This is a genomic window from Mesorhizobium sp. WSM4310 (assembly GCF_007003935.1).
Taxonomy (GTDB): domain Bacteria; phylum Pseudomonadota; class Alphaproteobacteria; order Rhizobiales; family Rhizobiaceae; genus Mesorhizobium.
The window spans coordinates 93,862-115,333 of sequence record NZ_VFTA01000023.1 but is presented as its reverse complement, the minus strand read 5'-3'; the positions used below and the strand labels follow the sequence as shown (position 1 = coordinate 115,333).

The 21,472-nt window shown below is 60.3% G+C and carries 18 protein-coding genes and 5 pseudogenes; 12 read left to right on the top strand and 11 right to left on the bottom strand.

All coding sequences use genetic code 11. The annotated features are described in order from the left end of the window. Window positions 1-274: 274 nt before the first annotated feature. From FJV80_RS23265 to FJV80_RS23240, 6 genes and pseudogenes are all read right to left on the bottom strand, one after another. The gene (locus FJV80_RS23265) at window positions 275-469 is read right to left on the bottom strand and encodes a DUF6499 domain-containing protein (RefSeq protein ID WP_095774577.1); all 195 of its coding nucleotides are present in this window, start codon (window positions 467-469) and stop codon (window positions 275-277) included. 131 nt (window positions 470-600) lie between these two features. Beyond that, window positions 601-1,281 carry a hypothetical protein gene (locus FJV80_RS23260; protein WP_246689032.1) on the bottom strand — a complete coding sequence of 227 codons (681 nt, stop codon included), beginning with the start codon at window positions 1,279-1,281 and terminating at the stop codon, window positions 601-603. A gap of 511 nt (window positions 1,282-1,792) precedes the next feature. Further along, window positions 1,793-1,927, bottom strand: a pseudogene (locus tag FJV80_RS34640) (DUF736 family protein); the annotation flags it as partial. Window positions 1,928-1,984: 57 nt separating this feature from the next. Next, a pseudogene (locus FJV80_RS35240) lies at window positions 1,985-2,044 on the bottom strand (hypothetical protein); the annotation flags it as partial. Between the two features lies 1 nt (window position 2,045). Continuing rightward, on the bottom strand, window positions 2,046-2,357 hold the full coding sequence (locus tag FJV80_RS23245) for a hypothetical protein (RefSeq protein WP_142877503.1): 312 nt from the start codon (window positions 2,355-2,357) through the stop codon (window positions 2,046-2,048). A 421-nt stretch (window positions 2,358-2,778) separates the two neighbouring features. Further along, window positions 2,779-3,989, bottom strand: a pseudogene (locus tag FJV80_RS23240) (DUF932 domain-containing protein). 427 nt (window positions 3,990-4,416) lie between these two features. Between FJV80_RS23240 and FJV80_RS23235 the strand changes: the two are divergent. Then, on the top strand, window positions 4,417-4,950 hold the full coding sequence (locus tag FJV80_RS23235; RefSeq protein ID WP_142877502.1) for a MucR family transcriptional regulator: 534 nt from the start codon (window positions 4,417-4,419) through the stop codon (window positions 4,948-4,950). 99 nt (window positions 4,951-5,049) lie between these two features. Here FJV80_RS23235 and FJV80_RS23230 read toward each other — a convergent pair whose 3' ends face one another. Both FJV80_RS23230 and FJV80_RS23225 read right to left on the bottom strand, forming a co-directional pair. Further along, window positions 5,050-5,361: a DUF736 domain-containing protein gene (locus FJV80_RS23230; protein WP_095793401.1), complete on the bottom strand. Its 312-nt coding sequence runs from the start codon at window positions 5,359-5,361 to the stop codon at window positions 5,050-5,052. An 809-nt stretch (window positions 5,362-6,170) separates the two neighbouring features. After that, window positions 6,171-8,281, bottom strand: a pseudogene (locus tag FJV80_RS23225) (ParB N-terminal domain-containing protein). A gap of 541 nt (window positions 8,282-8,822) precedes the next feature. Here FJV80_RS23225 and FJV80_RS23220 point away from each other — a divergent pair. From FJV80_RS23220 to FJV80_RS35225, 9 genes and pseudogenes are all read left to right on the top strand, one after another. Further along, window positions 8,823-10,499: a DNA polymerase/3'-5' exonuclease PolX gene (locus tag FJV80_RS23220; RefSeq protein ID WP_142877501.1), complete on the top strand. Its 1,677-nt coding sequence runs from the start codon at window positions 8,823-8,825 to the stop codon at window positions 10,497-10,499. Window positions 10,500-10,530: 31 nt separating this feature from the next. After that, window positions 10,531-10,665 (top strand): annotated as a pseudogene (locus tag FJV80_RS35235) (cysteine hydrolase); the annotation flags it as partial. Window positions 10,666-10,834: 169 nt separating this feature from the next. After that, on the top strand, window positions 10,835-11,338 hold the full coding sequence (locus FJV80_RS23210; protein WP_142877500.1) for a DUF892 family protein: 504 nt from the start codon (window positions 10,835-10,837) through the stop codon (window positions 11,336-11,338). A gap of 62 nt (window positions 11,339-11,400) precedes the next feature. Then, a complete protein-coding gene (locus FJV80_RS23205) occupies window positions 11,401-11,655 on the top strand; it encodes a hypothetical protein (RefSeq protein ID WP_095789499.1) in 255 nt (84 codons plus the stop codon). A 39-nt stretch (window positions 11,656-11,694) separates the two neighbouring features. Further along, on the top strand, window positions 11,695-12,327 hold the full coding sequence (locus tag FJV80_RS23200; RefSeq protein WP_142877499.1) for a cell envelope biogenesis protein TolA: 633 nt from the start codon (window positions 11,695-11,697) through the stop codon (window positions 12,325-12,327). 80 nt (window positions 12,328-12,407) lie between these two features. Then, the gene (locus FJV80_RS23195; protein WP_142877498.1) at window positions 12,408-12,731 is read left to right on the top strand and encodes a hypothetical protein; all 324 of its coding nucleotides are present in this window, start codon (window positions 12,408-12,410) and stop codon (window positions 12,729-12,731) included. A gap of 718 nt (window positions 12,732-13,449) precedes the next feature. Beyond that, on the top strand, window positions 13,450-15,606 hold the full coding sequence (locus tag FJV80_RS23190; RefSeq protein ID WP_142877497.1) for an exonuclease domain-containing protein: 2,157 nt from the start codon (window positions 13,450-13,452) through the stop codon (window positions 15,604-15,606). Window positions 15,607-15,994: 388 nt separating this feature from the next. After that, window positions 15,995-16,336, top strand: a complete 342-nt coding sequence (locus FJV80_RS35230; protein WP_246689031.1) for a hypothetical protein — start codon at window positions 15,995-15,997, stop codon at window positions 16,334-16,336. Further along, on the top strand, window positions 16,291-16,584 hold the full coding sequence (locus FJV80_RS35225; protein WP_246689030.1) for a hypothetical protein: 294 nt from the start codon (window positions 16,291-16,293) through the stop codon (window positions 16,582-16,584). The genes FJV80_RS35230 and FJV80_RS35225 overlap by 46 nt, the downstream gene beginning before the upstream one ends. Window positions 16,585-17,070: 486 nt before the next feature. On the opposite strand, the gene FJV80_RS23175 is transcribed toward FJV80_RS35225, so the two are convergent. The 3 genes from FJV80_RS23175 to FJV80_RS35220 form a co-directional block, all read right to left on the bottom strand. Continuing rightward, on the bottom strand, window positions 17,071-17,988 hold the full coding sequence (locus FJV80_RS23175) for an NADP-dependent oxidoreductase (protein ID WP_142877496.1): 918 nt from the start codon (window positions 17,986-17,988) through the stop codon (window positions 17,071-17,073). Between the two features lie 544 nt (window positions 17,989-18,532). Continuing rightward, on the bottom strand, window positions 18,533-18,859 hold the full coding sequence (locus FJV80_RS23170; RefSeq protein ID WP_095790647.1) for a low affinity iron permease family protein: 327 nt from the start codon (window positions 18,857-18,859) through the stop codon (window positions 18,533-18,535). A 343-nt stretch (window positions 18,860-19,202) separates the two neighbouring features. Beyond that, window positions 19,203-19,457: a hypothetical protein gene (locus FJV80_RS35220; RefSeq protein ID WP_246689029.1), complete on the bottom strand. Its 255-nt coding sequence runs from the start codon at window positions 19,455-19,457 to the stop codon at window positions 19,203-19,205. Between the two features lie 45 nt (window positions 19,458-19,502). On the opposite strand from FJV80_RS35220, the gene FJV80_RS23160 reads away from it, so the two are divergent. Beyond that, complete coding sequence (locus tag FJV80_RS23160; protein WP_246689028.1) at window positions 19,503-20,990, top strand: trehalose-6-phosphate synthase; 1,488 nt, start codon at window positions 19,503-19,505, stop codon at window positions 20,988-20,990. Between the two features lie 139 nt (window positions 20,991-21,129). Beyond that, window positions 21,130-21,318 carry a hypothetical protein gene (locus FJV80_RS23155; protein WP_142877495.1) on the top strand — a complete coding sequence of 63 codons (189 nt, stop codon included), beginning with the start codon at window positions 21,130-21,132 and terminating at the stop codon, window positions 21,316-21,318. Window positions 21,319-21,472: the final 154 nt, after the last annotated feature.

Sequence of the window (21,472 nt, the reverse complement as noted above, 5' to 3'; positions counted from 1 at the left end):
CTCAATCCCCAGGAGCCGGTCGGGTGCCATATCGTCGAGCGGGATGACGGCCGCCAAAGGCTTGCCCGGCTGCGGGTCACCGAGAAGCGCCACCTGCGTGCCGCTGGGACCAGCACGCGTGTGATGGCCGATCTCGTCGCGCTGGCCCTCGGCAAGCGGAACGAAGGGGGAGCTGTCCTGCGCGCCGTGCAGACCCGGCGGAACCTCGATGAGGTTGATGACGCCAGGGTCAATTTGAGGCGTCCAGTAGACGGATTGTTCGACTGCGGACTGGTCAGGCCTGGCGGCGAAACTGCAAACCCCAGCGCTTGCGCAATGCGCGCAGAGCCTTGGCTGACCGGGAGGCTGCGAAGTCTTGCTGATACTGCGGATTGCGCCGCAGGAACTCCCAGGCGATCACATCGGCGGCAGCGCCTTTGACGAATGCGTATGCCTGTGGATCACGCCACTGCGATGTATCCGGTTTCATCCGCGTCTTTCCCTAGTCAAAGATTTGATAGGGTGTCGCGGAGTTGAGCGAAATCCTTGGATTCCGTCATTGACGAAGCCGACGGGGGAGCGCGGCGGGGCTGCGTGATCAGGCGATGATTGTCGAGAGGCCTATTGGTTTGCGCCGTGCAGTGTCTTGAATGTCTGAGTCCAGCCCCGGTAGGTTTCGTCATCGCCCTGGCACCACGCACCGAAAGCGCGCCAGGCGGCAAAAGATGATGCGGACTGCTCGAACAGCGAGCCGATCGGCTCACCACGGGGCCAGCCGGCCGGCGGGTCGCCCGCCGCATCATTCGTAAGCCGTCGCAGGTCGGCCAATGCCGAGCGGATGTGCGGAAGCGGAAATTCGCAAAGGTCGCTGTTGTCGTTTGCTTCACGAACGACGACCGCAAGCTTGGCGATCACACCCGCCAATGATTGGGCAGCCGTCGCCGCAATCTCAGCCAGCAAGGCGTCCGCCTTTTCAGCATCGTCCTGCTCCACCTGCCGGGTGTCGAGATAGACGCGTTCGGCGTCGGTCCTCTCCGCGCACTCGACGACTTCGCCTGCGGTCGAAAACACCCCTCTTTCCCAGAGCCCGCCCTCTGCACGCTGCTGGCGGACGCAGGACGCCAGCGTCGCAGTGTGCGCATCCAACCAAGCAAGGGACAGGGTGAGCGCAGGATCGGCTAGAGGCTGACCAACGACCAGGCAGTCCGCCAAACCTTGTGTGTCGACGGCGGTCAACGAACTGACTAACTCCCGTCCCTGCATGACGGAAGACAAAGTCGTGGTATTGTCGGAATCAGCCATGATCCGAGCTCCACACAGCTTGGCGCTGGTCAGGTCGGGCAAGGGTGTTCCACCACCCTGCTCGACCGTTAGCCCCTGCGTCGTGTGCTTTAGAGGTATCCCTCCTCGGGCGCACGCAGCGGTAGCAGTGACGATTTAGATGAACTCGAGCGAAAAATCAAGTCCCATGGCATCAAATGATACTTTTGGTATAGAGGTAATTACAAGTGGCCAAGTGCGAGCTGCGCGTGCTTTGCTTCAATGGGATCAGAAAACGCTTGCAGAACGGTCGAAGGTTTCACTCGCTACAATTAAACGATTAGAGCCGTTGACCGGACCAATAAGGGCAAACAAAGTTACTGTTGAGGCATTGCGCCGCGCATTCGAATTGGCGGGTATCCAGTTTATCCCAGAGAACGGCGGGGGTGCCGGCGTTCGCCTGACCAACCGGTCCGATTAGCTTTGGAGGAAACGTTTCAGTTTGCGGGATCTGAAGACGCCCCGCCCGCAAGCGAGCGAGGCGTCTACCAATTTACTCGCCGATGCGGCGGTTCGGGCGGGACCAGATGAGGCTGTGATCGTCGCCTTCCTCGTCGGCGAAGATCGGAGCGGTGAAGCTCGGATCGTCAAGCTTGAGGCCGAGATAGTCGCGACCTTCGTTGGAGCGCAAGCCGCCGCCAATCATGGCGGCCGCCCTCACGAGACCAATCACGGCTTCGCGCAGTGACGAGGTTTTCCATGGATTGGAGGCGACACGCTCTTTGCCATAAAAGGCGGTGGCGATTTCACGGTAGCTGGCGCCGTTCGTGTCGCTGCGGGATTGTCATTCGCGTATCCGGCGGCACCGGCCTCTTGTCATAGCCACGCCAGAAACAGACGAGCGCTTCGACGCGCCCGAGCGTTTGCGAATCCAGCGGGATCAGGGCTGCAAGCGACCGGTTTGCCTTGCTGCCAGGAAGGAGGAGAAGCTGTGTGGCGATCCGATTGTCATGGACGGCATGGGATCCTTGCGGGCTAGGACGATGCGTGCCGAGTTCGACGAGCACCGCAGAAGGTTCGACTGGCAGGAAATCTGGCGAAGGCGTGAGGGTCAGCACGGCTGGATCCACCAGGGGGGACCCCGCGAAGGAGGGTCAGCAAGCATCACGCGATGCTGTGTCGGCATCGCCAACAGAACAGGTTGGGCGCTGCCTTTTCCGTCACAACGCAGCCGTGACGGGCGGGCAGACGCCGTGATCACAAAGTTGCCCAGGAAGACTGGAAAGCTGCTCTTACCGGGGTATTGGACTTTGGCGTTGTTGACGATCGAGTGGATTGCACGTTTTCTCTGAGGTTGATGTGACCGCAGTCGCGTCGCGAGCCGGGCGGAGCCCGGCGAGCGGCCGCCGCCCCCCCCCCCCCCCCCCCCGGCGGCCGCCAACCACGTGCGGCCGCCGCCGTCGAACAAGACGGCGGATGGGCTGAAAATTCCGGCATGAAGCCTGCGCGGCCGAATTTCGGCCGCGCAATGTCGGACGGTCAGATCGCCTTTTCCAGCAACGCCTTCGCCTTTCCTTCAAGCTCGAGCCGGCTGTCCTGATGGGATTTGGTGCGAGCGTGCGCGGTCATCCCTTGCACGAAATCAAAGATGCTTTCCGGTGGCCTGCCTTCCTCCTGCAAAACTGCTTCGATGATCTTGCCCGTTTCCACCTTGGAGAAACCACGCTTGCGCAGAAACGTTTCGCGGTCGTCATCGCTACGGGCGACGATCTTCTCGCGTGCGGCCTTGATGCCGGCGATGAACGGCTCGGGCGAAGAGTTCGCGAAACTGGTCAAGGCCGGCGCTGCCTCGTGGGCAAAACGCTGCGCAGCAAATTTCGAATGCCGGATGCTGATTTCTTCGAAACCTTCGACACCCCAAAGGTTGCGGTTCATGCAGACCGCGCGGAGATAGAATGACGCTATGCCGAGCGTCTTTGATCCCACTTCGCTATTCCAGCAATAGAAGCCACGGAAATATAAATCTGGTTCTCCGTTCGGCAGGCGTCCCGCCTCGATGGGATGGGTGTCATCCACCAGAAACAGGAACACGTCGCGGTCGCTGGCGTAAAGCGTGGTGGTGTCCTTGGTGATGTCGACCAAGGGGTTATGCGTCATGGTCGCCCAGTCCAGCACGCCCGGCACCTTCCACATGGTGTCGCCTGTGCCGTTCCCCGCGATCTTCATGACCGCTGCAACAAGTTCATGGTCCCAGATGCGGCCATAGTCCGGGCCGGTGACGGCGCGAAGCTCGATACGTCCGTCTTCCGCCTCCAAGGTTTCACAAGCTCGGCTCGATGGGAAAGCAGGCCGTGCTGCAGGTTGATGCCAGCGAGCGGCGCCGGTAGCTGGCGCATGTAGGTTGCGGGTGCACCGATAAGGCTGCACAACTGGCCGAAGCTCCAATGCGTGGGTGCGATCGGCTGGTCCTGTCCAGGAACAATCAGCGAAAGTCTTTCCGCATTTTCGCGGCTTGCCTCAACCCTTACTGCCCGGCTCTCGACGGTCCGGGCGGTGGCGCGGTCCGCACGGGCGCGCACGGCGTCGTAAAGCTCGGTCAGCGACAGATACCGCTCATCGTCGGGGCGCGAAAACCATTCCGACGAAACGCGTCCAACGCGCTCGCCGCGCGAGATGTCCACGCGAAAGCCGCTGGTAACAGACTGCTGCTGGCCGTTGTTGGTGCCGCTGGTGTTCGTGATGATGTTCATTTTGCTCACTCCTTTTTCGTCAAAGCCTAAGGCATGTCCCCGGCATGCCTTCCGGGGGCGCGTGAGCGCGCGGGAGTGATGGGGGCCAATGCGGTCGCGCGGAGCCGGGCTGCGCGGTCGAGCGAGGCGGATGCAACTCATTTGGATGGTTGGATCGGTTTGATCAGTCAGCCGCTTTGCGAGCCGGCGGCCCTGCTCTGCAACAGACGGCAATGGCGGGGAAGCGAGGGAAAGTCCCCTCGCTTCCCTGAAGGCTATGGGCAAGATTTCTCCACTGCCGATCAGCACGAAGGAAGCTAAGCTTGGTGTCTTGAAATTTCACAATGCGGCGAGCAGTGTTGCGAGACTAACGATTTGTTTTCTTGTTTGCTGAAAAAGACTTTTCGCCAACACGTTTGCCGATCCGATGACCAGAGGAAAAGTATCCATGACCATTTCAAACGAGCAGCAGGACAAAGCTGATTTCGTCTCCATCGCTGCTGATATCGTCGCCGCGTACGTGGCGAACAACCCGGTGCCGGTTGCTGAACTGCCAAAGCTGATCGGCGACATTCATGCTGCATTGCAGGGGATCGGTGCGCCTGCGGCCGAGCCCGTGGTGAAACTGGAGCCTGCCGTATCGATCAGGAAGTCGGTGACGCCGGACTACATCATCTGCCTGGAGGACGGGAAAAAATTCAAATCCCTCAAGCGACACATCAGCACGCACTACAATCTCAGCCCTGACGAATACCGGGCGAAGTGGAGCCTGCCCGTCGATTATCCGATGGTGGCGCCGAACTACGCTGCCGCCCGCTCGGCGCTGGCAAAGGCTGCCGGGCTCGGGCGCAAGCCGGCGGAGCCCACACCGGCCGGGACCCCCAAGCTGAAACGGGCTGCGCGCGCGGTGACTGCGGCGACCAAGGCGGCGATCGCGAAGTCGCCCGTCAAGAAACCGCGCAAAAGTCCTGCCAAGACCTAGTCGGCCCCGTTGCACCGCCTATCTCTTGGGCGGTGGCGGATCTGAGCATGGAGAAGCCCCGGCCGCCGGACGGGGCTTCTCTTTTGCTTGGTGCCGATTTCACTCGGCGGCGCGGCGGGACCAGATGAGGGAGAATTCGCCCTGCGTTTCGGTCTCGACCAGACTCGCGTAGATCGGAGCGGGGAAGCTCGGATCGTCGAGCTTGACGGAGTGGTAGTCGCGACCCTCTCGCGAGGTCTTCTTCCATGCCGCACCGAATTCGGTGGCGCCGGCGAAGATGCGGTAGTCTGGACCCTTTTCGTTGTCGCCTTCGGCGGGGACGAAATCGACTGCCATGACGTTGAGGTTGAGGGTCTTGACCGCGCCCTTGAAGCCCTTGGCGGTACTAGTGAACGTGCCGATGGTAGCCATTGTGGTGGTTCCTTCCGTTTGATCGGGCCGCGCCTATCGCGTCCTCGATGGAGGTCTTGAGACCGGAGACGATCGGTCTGCACCCACCGGGGGCCCCGTTGCGCCTGCGCAATGGGGTGGTCCTTCGGGCTGGAACGGAGTGGAAGGCGGCCAGCGCTGGCTTTTTTGTTTCGCGATGCAAAGCCGGCCTTTTGGGCCGGCGGCGGAAAAAAGCCAACGTTGGACGTTGCAGGAAGACGATCGAGGCGAAGCCGGGTCTTCGGTCAGACCCAATCCATTCGAGGACGCAGTGGGTGTGGCCCGCCGCCATATGAGGAGGAACCGCCGCAATGGTCATGGGGTCGCGCTTCTCATCTGGACCGCGCACGCTCCTGGGCCGATCTGAAACCCCGCTCATTCTTGGCGGCAAGGCGGCGATTGCCGCCGCCGTTCAATGGAAATCAAGTCAGGACGCTCGCGCTGGCGTTACGTCGTCAGTGCGGCATGGATGCAGACACGGCATCCCTGAGGGTCAGACGATCACACCCCGAGCCTCTCAACGACCCAGGGGACTTATCCGCATGATGCAATGCGGGCATGGTCGAGATCAAACCGGGGGAATACGCGTCAAGCTGAACCGATGGACCGTCGTGCCATTCGTCAAGCAGGAACAGAAACGTGGTGGACGAGGCATCGCCATGAGAGGAGCCGCCACCGCCTTGCCTTGTCCTCGATGTTGTGCGCTCGAGGTCCCCGGCCACGCTGAACAGCGGGGCCGGAGAATTCTAACGGGTGACCAGAGCCGCTTTTGCGGCTCCGGATTCTGTCATTCATTCGGCAGCGACGTCGAAGCCCTCACCTGCCTCGCTCGCGTCGTCGCGCTCGGAATAAGCCGCATGTGCATCGTCCAAGGATACTTGGTCGGCTGCGGAAGCCTCGCCCGCGATAGTGTCCCCTGCTTCGATATCTAGCGGGTCAGCAACCGGCGCGGGCTCCACGGTCCGCAGCAGCACGGGCAGCCAGCCGGTCCCGGCCAGCAACTGCTCGCCAGCTTCGGCCATCGGCTGCTTCTTCAACGCCGCAAGCCTTTCCGCCGCTTCACTGCCCGCAGCCTCCTCGACTGCCGTGAGGATGTTCGCCTTGGTGATCCGCCCGAGATAGGTGCGCACCGTCGGCGTCCAATGTGCCGTCATGTCGAGCCCAAGCGCTGCCGCCAGCCTATCCGCTGTCTCGTGGGCGCGCGGCCGGCGATCCCAGGGCTGCTTGACGGCATTGACGGTGAGCGAGGCGCAGTACGCAAACAGGGCCATGACGCTGGCAGGATCAAGCGCGCCGATGAAGCCCCACAGGTCTGCCACATTGGCCGGGATGTCCGCTGCCCAGCCGGCATGACGATCCGCCAGCGCCTTGGCCGCTGCGGTGTCTTCGATGCCATCGGCATGGCCGCCGAGATACGTGCTCGTCGGCCGGATTTCCAGGCAATGGACTTCCATGCCCTGATAGAAGGCCTGCGCGGCAAGCGTATGCGTTACAGCGATGAGGGCAATGTCCGGCTGCTCGCCGAGCGCAAGGCGAAGGCCGAGCGTGCGGTGGGCAGTCAGGTCGCGGACGAGAAGATCGGAAAGCGGGTTGCCGTCCTCCTCCGCGTCTTCATCATTTCCATGATTGGGGTCCGAAGTGGCATCCGCCTCGATGATCTCGCCATCACCATTGATGGTGTAGCCTTCGCCGCCTGCTTCCGGTGCGGGCAATTCGTCTTCGGCACGAATGAAGCCTCGTTCGATGCGCGCCGTTCCGTCATGGGAGAGCACAACGAACACACCGCCGCGCTCGACGACCTCCGGGTCGTAGGCGTGGCGCGTGCATCGACGCGCTCCATCTCGGTTTCAAGCTCGCCGAAACGCTGATCGACATCGTCGGGCAATTCCTCCGCGCTCCTCCATTCTTCCGTCAGTTGGGTGAACATATCGAATGCCGTTCGATAGGCGGCTTCATCTTCTTCCGACAAAACCACGGGCTGCGGGTAATGACGACGCAGACCATGTTCATGCGGAAAGTCGATATGGACGTCAGCCCATTTCCAGCCCTCGGCTTGCCTGACCGTTTCGGCGATGCCTTGCAGCTTCTCGATAACCATGCGGTCGAGCAAAGCCGGATCGTCGTAGAAGCCGCCGCGATCATCGGTGAACAGATCGCGGATGATCATGCCGCCCGCGTCGACATAATCCGCCGCACCGATGAAGACAGCGCGACGGTCGCCAGCCGCGACATGGGTTCGCGTCAGTTCGCGGCGGATGAGGTAGGGCTCGCGATTGTAGGGGAGGTTTTCGAAAACCTGCTCCTGCCGGGCGGCATCGTCGGTGATGGCAAAAGCCATCAGTTGGTCGAGCGTCAGATCGCCATCTCGATAGACCCGCATCAGCCTGGGGCTGATGGCACCAAGCCGCAGACGCTGGCGCACGACATGGGCGGTGATGCCAAAGCGGGCGGCGATTTCTTCGGCACCCCAGCCACGTTCCTCGCTGAGCCGCCGGAACGCTTCGAACTGATCGGCAGGCGACATGTTCTCGCGCGTGACATTCTCGTCCAGGCTGATCTCATGCGGATCGTTCCTGGTGTCGATGACGCAGCGGATCGGTTCGTTCTTCTTGATCTGCTTGCGCTTCACGCGCAAAAGCTGCGCCAGCCTGCGGCCTTCGCCGATGGTGACGAGATAGAAGCCCGTTTCAATGCACTCACCGTCAAGCTCAGGCTCGACCACAAGGTTTTGCAGCATGCCTTTGGCGGAGATGCTTGCCGCATAGGCTTCAATGATCGCCTCGCTATGCGGCGTCTTGCGCACATTGCGCGGGGACTTCTTCAACCTGTTCAGCGGAATGAAAACCTCCGAGCCGCTTACGCCGGCAATCGTGGTTTCCGCACTCCTTGCATGGATGGTCATGGTTCTGGTCCTTTCCCGTAAATGCCGAAGGCATGCCCCTCGGCATGCCTTCCGGGGGCGCGTGAGCGCGCGGCAGAGAGGGGGGCGAATGCCGGCGAGCGGAGCTGGGCTGCGCGTCGAGCGGGACGGATCGGGTCAATTCGGCGGATGACTGGTCAGCGCCGCCTTGCGAGCGGGCGGCCTCGCTCTGTCGCAGGCGACAATCGCGGGGGAGAGATGGCCAAGACCATCTCTCTCTCCTTTGAGGTTGTCGCCCTCAGTTGCCAATGGCCCCTGCCATATGGAATTTCGATTGTGTAGAGACGGCGGAATGTCCGGCCAAGGCCAGGCAGAGCATCAAACTCACCAAGAAAACCGAGAAAGGTCCGCCATGCGTTTTCGCGCGTCATCGGTAGCTACCTTCGTCGGCGATCGCGCCCCACGCGGCCTTCGTAGGCGCGCCATGAAAGTATCCGAGCGGATGAATGACTTCGGGTGTGATAATCATCGGCCCGCTAGCCACACGGCTGGAACGCGATCGTAGCCAGATCGTTTTCGTGTCATGGCAAGGCTCGATACCCAGTCCGTAGCCCGTTTGCTCCGGGAGTATGCTCAGCGTTCCTCCCTGCGGGGTGGAAATCCTTACCGGGCGAAGGCGTATCTGCGTGCGGCCGACAGCCTCCGCGCGTTGTCGGAACCCCTGGAGCAAATCATCGCGGAGGGCGGGCTGACGGAGCTGCGAGGGATCGGCGATGCGATCGCCGATATTATTACGACGCTTCACCAGACCGGTTCGCATCCAAGCCTCGAAAAGCTCCGCAAGGATGTGCCTGAAGGTGTGCTCGAACTGTTCTCGATTCCGGGACTGCGTCCTGACAAGATCCTCAAGCTTCACCAGTCGCTCGGCGTTTCATCGCTTGAGGACTTGGAGGCCGCGGCCAAGGACGGCCTGATCGCCAAGACAAAGGGTCTCGGCGCCTCGCTGCAGACAAAGGTGCTGCAAAATCTTGCGATTGCGCGATCCGCCGAAACGCAGCTGCATCTGCACAAGGCAGCTGCCCTGCTTGAGCATGCCGTGGAGATCCTCAGGCGGCGGCATCCTGAATTTGTAAAGCTTCAGGTCGCCGGCGATTTCCGCCGCGGCAGCGAACTTGTCTCCGATCTGGCGGTTGTCGCGGAAGCCAAGCAACCAGCCGAGAACAAGCCAAGCGGCGGCTTGAACCTCGTCATTACCGACAAAAGGCATTTTGGCGCACAGTTGCTCAATGCGACGGGCTCGGCTGAGCATGTCAGGTTGTTGCACGAACGCGCAAAAGAGCTGGGAATGGAGCTGCGGCCGGACGGTCTCTATCGTGGAAAGAAGCTGATCGCGTCGGCAACCGAAGCGGACATCTACGAGTCGCTGCGCCTGCAATTCATCGAGCCGGAACTGCGCGAGGGCCGCAATGAGATTGAGAAAGCAGAGAGGAACAAGCTTCCGAAGCTTGTCAGCGATGCTGACCTGCACGGCATCGTTCACTGCCACACCGATGCCTCGGATGGCGCCGAAACCTTGGAGGCCATGGCGAATGCCACGCGCGATCGTGGCTTCGAGTATTTCGGGGTGGCCGACCACTCGCGGTCCGCGCACTACGCCGGCGGCCTGTCCATCGAGGAGATCAAAGAGCAGCACCGTGAGGCGGACCGGTTGAACAGGCTCTACGGGAAAGAATTTCGGATTCTCAAAGGCATTGAGACCGACATCTTGGCGGACGGTTCTCTCGATTATCCCGATGAGATTCTTGCGACCTTTGATTTCGTTGTCGCCAGTGTCCACAGCCGCTTCAGGATGACGAAGAAGGACCAGAGCGATCGAATCATACGGGCGGTTCAGAACCCTTACACGACCATTCTAGGCCACATGACGGGCCGGCAACTCACCCGTCGACCAGGTTACGAGATCGACATCGACAAGATACTGAGGGCTTGCGCAAAATTCGGCGTCGCCGTTGAAATCAACGCTCATCCCTGGCGGCTGGATCTCGATTGGCGCTGGCATGAGAAAGCCCTCGCCCATGGCTGCATCTTCAGCATCAATCCCGACGCCCATTCAATCGGCGAACTCGATCATATGCATTGGGGCGTGGAGACGGCCCGGAAGGGCGGCGTGCCGGCAAAGAGTGTTTTGAATGCCATGAAGCTGCCAGCACTGCTCCGCTATCTGTCGAGCAGGCGGCACCTCTCAAATCGCGCTGCATAGTCGGGAGAGACTTGGGCCGTTCTAGTTGTGTCTGGCACCGATCCTTTGTGCGATCGACTGGGGCTTTCGGGTCATCCTCCTGACAGATGCTCTCTGCAGCTCCGCCGACGAAACTCATGATGCCATGATGGGCGCCTACCTCAACAGGTTCGGCGAGCAGGTGGAGTGGACGCCTTGCTGGAAGCATGGCCCGGCACAAAGCTGGAGCGCAGGGCGTCCTGAGCGTTCGCGGCGGCGGATTGCCAGATGGGTGGCCGGCTACATCGGGAAATTCCTCACGAAGGAACTCACCGCCTGCCTGCTAGTTTGGTGTCAAAGACACCTCGGAGGACATCTTGGGCTTTTTCACTAAAGACATCAAAACGCTGAACGACCTCTTCGTACACACCCTGCAGGATATCTGCTACGCAGAACGGCAGATCGCGAAGAAACTGCCGGACATGATCGAGAAGGCAACCGAGCCGTCCCTGAAAAACGGTTTCGAAACTCACCTTGCCGAGACAAAGAACCAGGTCGTGCGCCTGGAGAAGATCTTTAAGAAGAATGGCGTCCAGGCCAAGGGCGTCGATTGTCCTGTGATCGACGGCATTCGCAAGGAAGCAAGCGAGGTCGCCGGCGACGTCGACGACAACCAGATCCTTGACGCAGCGCCCACCGCCGCCGCACAGGCCGTCGAGCACAATGAGGTCACACGTTACGGCACGCTGATTGCATGGGCGAAGAAGCTAGGCCGCAACGATTGCGCTTCCGTGCTCGAGCAGAACCTCGACGAGGAAAAGGCGACGGACCAGAAGCTGAACAAGATGGCGCTGGACAGCATGAACCAGAAGGCGGCCTGAGGCCGCGACGAAAGAATGGGCTGTCCGCTCTAGCGGGCGGTCTTTCGGCAGAAGGGATAGCGATGGACCCGATGATGGTGCTGAGAGCATTTGCAGCCGCGACGACGATCCTGGCTGCGGCGCTCGTCGCCGTGAATTGGAACGCGCGCATCACTTTCGCGGGGTTTGTGATATTCATCGTCGCTGCCATTGCCTGGTCAGCGGACGGATGGCTGGAAAGCAAGGCCTCGCTGATTGTCCAGAATGTGATCCTCCTGGTTGTCAACGTGCTTGGAGTCTGGCGCTGGCTGCCAAAGGCGGAAAAGGAAATGGACTAACCGGCGCTTCAGCTTGAACGAAAGAGGTACCGAAGCTGCATGCCGCGCAAGCTCAAAGTCTTTCAGACCTCTCAGGGCTTCTACGATCTCGCCATCGCGGCGCCCTCCATGAAGGCGGCGCTCGAAGCCTGGGGGTCTGGCATCAACCTATTCCACCTGGGATTCGCGACCGTGTCCGACGATCCCAAAGTCATCGCGGCGGCGATGAAGAAGCCGGGCGTCGTCTTGCGGCGGACGCTGGGGACGAACGGGCCGTTCAGTGAGCACGCTGACCTGCCAGCCACCCTCGACGATGCGCCGGAGCAAAGCAGAAAGCCACACGCGAAAAAACCCAGCACTGGCAAGTCCAAGGCCGCGGACGAGAAGGCCGAGCGCCGTGCGGCAGCCGAATACGAAAAGGAGCGGCAGCGGCGTGACAGCGAGCGCCGAAAGGAGGAGGCGTCCGCGGCGAAGGCTAAGGAGCGGCGCAGGGCGGCAGTGGAAAAGGCGGAGCTAGCGCTGGCCGACGCGGAGCGCGAGCACGCGGAAATAATCACCGAAATCGACAACGATCAGGCGGCCGTCCAGCGCCGCGCGGACGACGAGGAGAAGCGCTGGAGCACGTTGAAGGCGCGTCTCGACGTCAATTTGCGAAAGGCACGTGGCCTGGGAGAACGGAAGCCATTTTCGTAAACCCGGGCACAGGAACAATGTCCTCTTTTCGCGGATCATCGCAAACGAGGAAAAGAAAATGGCGAAAGCAGCATCGTTTCATGAACGGCGAAACGCTTTACCTTTTTGTTAGATTTTCCGGATGGAAAACAGCTAGCACTTGTCGTCAGATTGCTTTAGGCGGCAATCAGCTTCCCGAAGAATTTGCGGATATCGTCCACCAGCAGGTCAGGGGTCTCGGAGCTTTCGCCGACGCTCTTTCGCCCGCTCATGGAGATGGACAACTTGTTGCGCCTCTACCCACTGTTTTGAAGGGGCCTGACTGGTACTTCGCCCTGATCCGCGAAGGCGACCAGCGACCAGCGCCCCGGAGCTTTAGCAATTGGCTACGCGCAAAGATCCAGCGGTCGCACTGGCAAGACTGAGTAGATCAATGCGGTAGTCGAGCGCATTGGCTCGGAGGCTTCCCGGCAGACACAGGTCGGCGCCGCCTTGCGAGCAAGCGGCCCCGCTCTGCGCAGACGGCATTCGCGTGGGGGGATGGCCAAGACCATTTCTTCCCTCGTGTGAGGCTGTCGCCCTTCTGTTGCCTGGCCTTTGCCGTATGCAATTGAGTTTGTGCGGAGATGGCGGAGTGCCGGGCTCCCTTTAGGAAAAAACGCAGCCGTAGGAGCGTCAGCATAGCGGCGCTGAAGGCGCGACGCGGGACCGACTGCAATGACGAGACCGCGTCAAGAGGGCAGCCGAAGGAGCGTCAGCATAGCGCCGCCGCAGGCGGGACGCGGGGCCGACGACCCCCGGCGAGGAGTTCCGTTTTGGCTCGATTATACTGACACCTGGCTGCAAGACTTCGACGGCGTGCCTCTCGGCGGCGCCAGTCAAATTAACCCGATCGGCGACGAGCTGGAGTCCGAGCTTCACGAGGACCGCAGTGCGCAATCCCAGCCCAGGAACCTAAGCCGGCGCTACCCATGCAGTTGACATTTTGCCTGGCGTCGGAACAAATATAGAACATGGAAATTCTCGAATCAACACGACTGTCTCCCGCGAGAGAGACCGCTCAGGCCTTTTGATGCCAACGGGGAACGACGTGGCGGAACGGCGCTTCACAGGGCCGCAGAGTGACCTGAACGAGTGGAGCAAATGAAGCTGCCTGTTCTCCCGGTTTATTATTATCACGACCATTTCACAGAAATGCTCGGCTTCGTCAGCGAGACCTATGGTGCTGTGTTGACGCATCGTCACCGGGCCTTCATCGAGACTTTTGCGACCATCTCGAAAGACGCCCAGTGCCTTTTGATCCGGATGATAAACCGGCGCGGTGTCATTTTTCGTCAGTCTGCTTTCCGCTATGCCGAGATTTCGAACGCGAAACGCGCTGTTGCGGAACTCCGCACTCTTGGATATGTGCGCTCGCTCGCAGAGAGCGACTACGCCCCCTTCATCGTTTGCCATCCCAAAGATGCGCTCATCCAAGGCGCAAAGAATGCGGGCCTGGCCGAGCTGCGCACATCCTGGGCGAAGGGCAAGCTCGTTGACTACTATCTTGCGAACGTCACCTTCGAGACAGCCTATCAATATTGTGGTGGAGATGACTTTATCGCCCTTGGCGACACGGCACCGATTGAATTCCTGCTCTACCTTTATTTCGGCAAGACCGAGCAGGATCTGAAGAACTTTGCCTTGCGGGACCTCGGCATCCTGCGCACCAACAAGAATGCAAATCTGAGCGCTCGCTTCACGGACGCCGATGAGGCCCATGCGAGCTTCCATTTCAGCCGCCTTCTTGATGGCCTTGAGGTCAAATCCGAGCCCACCTACCGGGCCGCCATATCCGCAATCCTCGGCGGTCCTCAATGCACAACTGACTATGCCGCGGACCTGAAAAGCAAGGCAGCGCACAAAGCCGGCCAGTACTTCGAAAAGAGCGACGAGAAGGAGTTGGCGATACAGCTCTATCGCGCCGGTAGCTCCTTCGACTGCAATGAGCGCCTCGCGCGTCTGCTCTATTCGACCGGCGACAAGAAGGGGTCGGAAGAGCTCCTGCGGCGGATGATCGATGATCCCGCCAGTGACGACGAGTTCGTGTTTGCGAATGATTTCTATGCCCGCAAGTTCAACGGCCGAAGGACTGGGCTTTGCACCGAGCTGCTGCGGGCCGGCCGCACGATCACAGTCGACGATAGCTGGCGGGGCAACCCGGAGGCCGGCGTCGCCGGTGTGATGCGCCGGCAGGGCTGCAAGGTCTTCTACGCGGAGAATACCCTCTGGCACTGCCTTTTCGGTTTGCTGTTTTGGGATGAGCTCTTCGAGTCAGGCCAGCTGCACTCGAGCTTCGACTGGATGCCTCATTGTCTGAAGGACAGGACCTTCGCGCGCCTGTTCGCAAAAGAGATCGGCGAAAAACTGGCAGCAGTTGCATCACAATCCGCGCTCACACTTGTTCTGCGCACCATTGCCGGAAAGTGGGGGACGCCGAACGGGATCTTCGCTTGGGACTATGTCGACATGGACGCGATACGGCCGCTGCTCGCCGCCCATCCAGGCGGCGTAAGCACCATGTTGCGGCTCATGTGCGAAGATTTTCGCGCCATGCGCGACGGTTTTCCGGACCTCATGACCGAGCTTAATGGCGAAGTCGCGTTCCTTGAGGTGAAGGCAGAAGGGGATGCTGTCCGCCGCAGTCAGCTGACGCGGCTGCGACAGCTTGGCGGCGCAGGCATCAAGGCGGATATCGCGCGTGTCGATTTTCGGTTCGATCCCGAGCAGGAGTATGTCGTCGTCGACATCGAAACCACGGGAAGCTGGTCGAACGGCGACCGCGTCACGGAGATTGGCGCGGTAAAAATCCGCAATCATGAAATTGTCGACGAATGGAGTTCGCTGATCAATCCGCAGCGGTTGATCCCGGCTATGATCACTCGGCTCACCGGCATCACGAACGACATGGTAAGAAACGCGCCCCTGTTTGCGGAAGTCGCTGACGAGTTCATGCAGTTCATGGGTGAGGGAATTTTTGTCGCCCACAATGTGAATTTTGACTACGGCTTCCTCTCCAGCGAATACGAGCGGCTCGAACGTCGCTTCCGGTTCCCAAAACTCTGTACCTGCGCGACGATGCGAAGGCAGTTCCCGGGTCACAAGTCTTACGGCCTCGGCAGCCTCTGCGAGGCGTACGACATCAACCTCAAAGATCATCACCGGGCACTCTGCGACGCACGCGCCGCAGCTCACCTTCTCAACCTCATAAATGGAAAACGTGATATCGGCCCGTCGGTGCTTGCAGAGCAAGCGGCATAAGCCGCTCAGCGGGTCGATGATGTCGCGTGGACGAGGCGCCCTCGGCAAACCGCGTGGGTCGAGCGTTGGCGAGCTGTGGTGAAACTCGTCCCATGCCGTGGTGGCTGCCGAGCTGCGAGGCGCGCGTGTTTGGCGTCCGATCGGCGATCCTCCGGTCACCGTAAAGCGGCAATGCCCGCAGCGGTCTCGGCTCAGATTCGGGGATTTTTCGCCGAGCATACCTATCGGATTAAGCCGCGCTCGCTCGATGAAGCCTATCTCGATGTGACTGAGAACCGGCACGGCATTGCCGGGCGACGACCGGCGCTGAAATAATCAGGGCGAAGATCCCTGTAGTGATCGGGCTGACCGCGTCCGCCGGTAACTCCTACAACAAATTCCATGCAAAATGGCATCGGATCACGCCTCGCCTGGGGCCCGCTTTCTCGAAGCCTTGCCGGTCAGGAAATTCCACGGTGTCGGACCGGCGATCGCGGCGAAGATGCAAGGTCTAGGCATCGAGACTGGCGCCGATCTCAAGACGAAGCCCCTCGCCTTCCTGCAGCCGCATTTCGGAAAACCGGGGCTTTGGTACTACAAGATCGCACGCGGCATCGATGAGCGCTTTGTCGAACCCGGTCGGCCGCGCAGTCCGTCGGCGCCGAGGATACTTTTACCTCCGATACATTTGAGCTCGATGCGGCGGTGCAGAACTGGGACCGCTTGTCGCCAAGGTCTGGAATTATTGTGAGGCCAAGGGCATTTGTGGCAGGACCCGTTACCTTGAAGGTCAAGTTTGCCGATTTTCAGCAGATTACCCATAGTCGCACCGCTGAATTGCCAATGCATGCCCTGGCTGATGTCGAGCAGCTAGCCGCAAGCCTTTTGATAACCCTGTTTTTTCCCCACGCAGAAGGGATCCGATTGCTCGGTGTCACCCTTTCATCGCTTGGCGAAGCACCGCCCTCCGAACAGCATCAACTGCGTCTCGAATTCTAACATATCGTTTTGCGATTGGGTGTGCAGTTCGTTCGGCTGCCCCCAATGCTGGTTTTCGCCTACTCTTCGAATGCGGGATGACAAGAGGCGAATTTGAGAATTCCAGACGAGTTGGACGGTATCATTGCGGACGTTGAGAAGCGACCGGCGTTTAGTTCGGGCTCGAGACCTCTTCCGGAGCGAGCCCTCAATGCGGTTTGCATTTGGAAGTGGCTCCGCCCGCAACAAGAATAAGGAAGATATTCCTGATGCGTCGGCAGGTTCTTCCCGGCAGCCTGAAGATGTTGCGAGCAGGCTCCAACGCGATCTAGTCGGGTCGTTCACTTATGCCTTCCTGATTGAGCGGCCGGGCGATCGTCGGGTCCGGGTTGTCTGGCCGCGCTCGCACTGGAGCGTGAAAGCGCCTTCTGCTTCCCATGTCCTCGTTGCTTGTTTGGTGATACGATAATCGGGGAGAAACGAACCGTCCTATCTCCCCAAGAGTGCTCACGGACGGACGCGGATAACCGTCTTGCCCGTGCGGCGCTCGGTCGAGTTAAAGGTCGCAACAGCGTCGTCGAGGGTCGAGAGCTTGCCGATATTCGTCCGCAGTCGTCCATCCCGGATCCGCTGAACTATCTCAAAAAGCTGGTTTCGATCAGCCTCGACGACGAAGTCAACCGTCAGGCCATCTGCAGGTCGAATATCCGTTGGTCCTACGACAGTCACAAGCGTTCCTCCTGCCCGGACCAGCGTTGCAGACCGTTTCTGGATGTCGCCGCCGATGACGTCGAATACCAGATCAACGCCGCCGACGTCTTCCAGGGTGTCGTTCCCGAGGTCGACGAATTCATTTGCGCCGAAGTCGAGCGCCTTCTGGCGGTCTGCGGCGCGTCCGGTGCCGATGACATAAGCGCCGGCTTCTCGCGCAAGCTGCGTCACCATCGATCCGACTGCGCCGGCCGCGCCATGCGCGAGAACGCTCTGCCCCGCCTGAAGGCGGCCATGCTGGAACAGCCCCTGCCACGTGGTCAGGCCCGAGATCGGCAGGCTCGCGCCCACCGTAAAGTCGAAATCGCCCGGCAGCGGCGCGAGGTTGCGTGCCTCCATGGCCACATACTCCGCGAGCGTGCCGTCGCGATGCCAATCCGCAAGGCCGAACACCCGCTGCCCGACCGTCAGCCCCGTTGTGCCATAACCCAGTGCAGTGACCACACCGGCCAGCTCATGGCCGAGGATCGACGGCGTCCGGTCTCGGAAGGCTCGATCGGCCCAGGTCGAAGGCCATTCCAGTTCGGTGTTGACGAATCCCGCTGCATGAACCTGTACGACGACGTCGTTTATTGCCGCCTGCGGCTCGGGCCGCTCCACCAGCTTCATCCCGGCCGTTCCTGCAGCCTGGTCCGTCACTACGATCGCTTTCATGGGAATTGTCTCCTCGGTGATTTGATCCGATCATAGAGGTTCGAACGCTGGGCGACAGCATGGCCCCGATTGCTTTGGAAAGTCATCATGGTTCTCCGCGACCGGCGCCCAAGGCCTCTCCTTCCTCTTTCAACCCGTCGCCGAAAATTCGACCCGACTCTCACTCTCCGCCGGGAGAACTTCCTGCTCTCTGGCGCTTACCCCTCCCCTGCCCCTTCCAGCATACAGACGCAACGAAACCCTCCGCCGCCCGTTAACGTCATGCTGGATTGATCCCTAGCCACTCCAGACCCTGCCCGCTGCCAATTGGTGGCGGGCCTTTTTCAGGTGGGTGGCGGAACCTGATTTTCCACAACCAGTTACATATAGCGGCAGCGTCCCCTCGCGCTGCTGGCCATGGGCGGGAAGCCTTGGCCAGGCCCGCATCGCTTCGCCAGTGGTGCGGGCCTACAAAGCCTAAAGGGCAGCCCATCGGCAGCGCCGGATGGCTGTGCCGGGATTTTCCTTGGCGAGGTAACCAGATTGGAGCCTTGCAAGCCAATCTTCAATCTCCGGCTTGGGGGCGCTCGGCCTCCCGCTGGCGCTCGATCTCTTCTGGTTCCTTCTTGTCGATCTGTGTCAGTTCGTCTCTAGCCGCGCTGTTGGCGCGCAGCAGTTCGTCCAATTTTGACTGTATGGCCTGCGTGTCTCGATGCTCGGCTCTTTGTATAAAAAGGGTCATCGCCCAGGTGGCCAATGTCGCGGCGCCGTGCCAATCAAAGCTGCTGCGTTCGAAAACGATCCACAGCACAGCGTAGACCACCAGGATCAGAAATGCCCATGGCCTCGCTGTCAGCGTACCGGCTTGCGTGATGATGCTGGAGGCATTCATTTCCTGATTCCCACCTGGCTTTTCCAACCAGTTTGGGGAAAGTTTGTTCCGTCCTCCGTGGCGAACTTCCGGGGTCATTCGTTGAGATCGAAGTAGGCCCGTGAGGTCCGCCAGTGTCTGGGTATGGCCCCGCAGGGCGGTCGAACGTTTCAAGTGTTTGGCCATTCGCACCTTGCTGGATCGATGCGGCTAGCGCGTCAACGCGAGGTTCGTCTTCGGATTTTATCCGGACGGGTCTGTCGAAAAGATCCGTGGAATGATCCTCTCGAAGTCCCCTCGTCTTCCATCAGGCGGCAGCAGCGATCGCTGAGGCGAAGTCGCGATATGGGCGCAGCGCGCGGCCCTAAGGAGCAGTACGGTGCCAGACGTCGCCGGCCTCAGGCATTATGGCTTCGGGGAAGAAGCGCTCGCCCATCAGGCGCATGTCATAGGCCATCCAGGCGGGCAAGAACTGCTTCAGACGATCACAGTCCGCGGCCAGGTCGGCGGCTAATGCAAGGCCAGCTGCGGTCAGCGTTCCGTGACCGGCAGAATTGAGCCGGGTACTGGTGTGGCGCTCAATCGAAGAGATGGAACAAATTGCGTGGAACAATCGCATGGGCGGACCGTTCTCAGGCGATCTTCAGGCTTAGGATTTCTCGTGTTGCAGGCAACGAACGAAACCCAGAACGAAGCTTCGCAGACGGTTTGCGATTTCGCCGAGCGTGAGGCCACGTTGGGCGATCGACAGACCACCAATAATACCATATCGCGACGTCTGGTTGTCGTCTCAAATCGACTGGGGAACGTACGCGATCTGGCACAAGCGGGGGGGCTTGCAGTGGGCATCGTCGATGCCTTGGCCGAGCGTGGAGGGCTGTGGCTAGGGGCAAGCGTCGGGCACCATGATTCAGCCGCGAGCGACGAACCGCTCATCCACCTCGAATGCGTGGGCAAGATCGAGACGGCCGCACTGACGCTACCGCAGCAGGAGTATTCGCTGTACTATAACGGCTATGCCAACAGTACGCTGTGGCCGCTTTTTCATTACCGGCTCGACCTTGTACAACATCGCAGCGAGTTTCGGCATGCGTACAGGCAGATCAATGCGCGCTTTGCCAAGGCGCTCTCACGACTGTTATCAGGCAATGATGACCTGATCTGGGTTCACGACTACCATCTTATCCCACTGGCTGCGGAGTTGCGCCGGCTCGGATTCGGAAATCGCATCGGTTTTTTCCTCCATATACCGTTCCCGCCGCCGGAGCTGTTTGTCGCCACGCCGGACCATGGAGAACTCATCGCTGATCTGCTCCAATACGACGTGCTGGGTTTCCAGACCGGGACGGACGTGACGAATTTTCGGCGTTCTGTTTGGGCGACGGGTTCGACCACCTTCGACATCGGCGGCGTGGCCAAAAGCAATGGCCGAACCGTCCTGTCGAGCAGCTTTCCGATAGGCATCGATGTCGATGCCTTCGCACGCATGGCTAACGAAGCGGCCGCGGATGTCCAGATCGATTCCATGCGCCGCCAGATTCTTGGTCTCAAGCAGATTATCGGAGTCGACCGGCTGGATTACTCCAAGGGACTGCCCGGCCGCATGCAGGCCTTTGCGCGCCTTCTCGAACGGCACCCCGAACTCGAGCGCGCGGTAACCTATCTTCAAATAGCATCGCCCACGCGAGAAGAGGTGGGAGCGTATGCGGAAATACGCGCTCAGCTCGAGGCAACCGCGGGCTCCGTGAACGGAAAATACGCGGATCTGACCTGGACGCCGATCCGCTACATCCACCGCACCGTTCCGCGCTCGCGGCTGGCCGGTCTGTTGCGGGCCAGTCAGGTCGGGCTGGTCACACCCCTTCGTGATGGAATGAACCTTGTCGCAAAAGAATATATAGCCGCCCAGGACCCAGCCGATCCCGGGGTACTCGTATTGTCGCGGTTTGCAGGCGCGGCTGAAGAGCTTGCGCAATCCTTGATCGTTAACCCCTATGTGGTCGACGAGGTTGCTGACGCGATAGCAAAAGCGCTGGCCATGCCGCTCGAGGAAAGAATGGCCAGGCACGGTGCCCTGATTGAGAGCATCCGGCGCAATGACGCCGCACAATGGCGGAAGTCATTTCTCGAGGCGCTGGCGAATAGGAGCTAGCCTGGCCTGGCAGTGACCGACCGGATATCTCATCGCGCACAGGTTTTCAGCCTTACTGGCGAGATTTTCTTCAGAGGCATGAAACGAGCGCCATCTTGTGACGTTGACGCTAAAGTCGAAGATATACGGGAATAGCGCCATGAAGATTTCGCTGTTGCAGTTTCATGAACTTGCAGCGCCACGTGGAGAGGGGTTGCATCCGGTTTTCTTGCAGCCACGGTTGACAAGTCCACCCGAGTTTGTCGCGCTGCCGATTGTTGAAGTGGGCGAGGAGCAGGCCCCTCGCCCCGTGCTCCAGCTGGTCAGGGCTAGGGCGGAGGACAGCTGACGGCCTGTCTCGTGTTCATACCGGTCAAACCGGCGGGCGTGGCAGATCATGATTCGCGCGCAGCAACCGACTTCTCCTCATCAGCTCAGCCGATGCGGAACGATCGGATTGTGCCAGCACCCCTGCCATTCTGGCCCTGACAAATGCTTGCCAG

Bases quoted from the DNA above. Each gene is read 5' to 3' on its own strand.
- FJV80_RS23265 (WP_095774577.1), bottom strand. From the start codon at position 469: ATGAAACCGGATACATCGCAGTGGCGTGATCCACAGGCATACGCATTC.
- FJV80_RS23260 (WP_246689032.1), bottom strand. From the start codon at position 1,281: ATGGCTGATTCCGACAATACCACGACTTTGTCTTCCGTCATGCAGGGA.
- FJV80_RS23235 (WP_142877502.1), top strand. From the start codon at position 4,417: ATGACCATTTCAAACGAGCAGCAGGACAAAGCTGATTTCGTCTCCATC.
- FJV80_RS23230 (WP_095793401.1), bottom strand. From the start codon at position 5,361: ATGGCTACCATCGGCACGTTCACTAGTACCGCCAAGGGCTTCAAGGGC.
- FJV80_RS23220 (WP_142877501.1), top strand. From the start codon at position 8,823: ATGGCAAGGCTCGATACCCAGTCCGTAGCCCGTTTGCTCCGGGAGTAT.
- FJV80_RS23205 (WP_095789499.1), top strand. From the start codon at position 11,401: ATGGACCCGATGATGGTGCTGAGAGCATTTGCAGCCGCGACGACGATC.
- FJV80_RS23200 (WP_142877499.1), top strand. From the start codon at position 11,695: ATGCCGCGCAAGCTCAAAGTCTTTCAGACCTCTCAGGGCTTCTACGAT.
- FJV80_RS23195 (WP_142877498.1), top strand. From the start codon at position 12,408: ATGAACGGCGAAACGCTTTACCTTTTTGTTAGATTTTCCGGATGGAAA.
- FJV80_RS23190 (WP_142877497.1), top strand. From the start codon at position 13,450: ATGAAGCTGCCTGTTCTCCCGGTTTATTATTATCACGACCATTTCACA.
- FJV80_RS35230 (WP_246689031.1), top strand. From the start codon at position 15,995: ATGGCATCGGATCACGCCTCGCCTGGGGCCCGCTTTCTCGAAGCCTTG.
- FJV80_RS23175 (WP_142877496.1), bottom strand. From the start codon at position 17,988: ATGAAAGCGATCGTAGTGACGGACCAGGCTGCAGGAACGGCCGGGATG.
- FJV80_RS23170 (WP_095790647.1), bottom strand. From the start codon at position 18,859: ATGAATGCCTCCAGCATCATCACGCAAGCCGGTACGCTGACAGCGAGG.
- FJV80_RS35220 (WP_246689029.1), bottom strand. From the start codon at position 19,457: ATGCGATTGTTCCACGCAATTTGTTCCATCTCTTCGATTGAGCGCCAC.
- FJV80_RS23155 (WP_142877495.1), top strand. From the start codon at position 21,130: ATGAAGATTTCGCTGTTGCAGTTTCATGAACTTGCAGCGCCACGTGGA.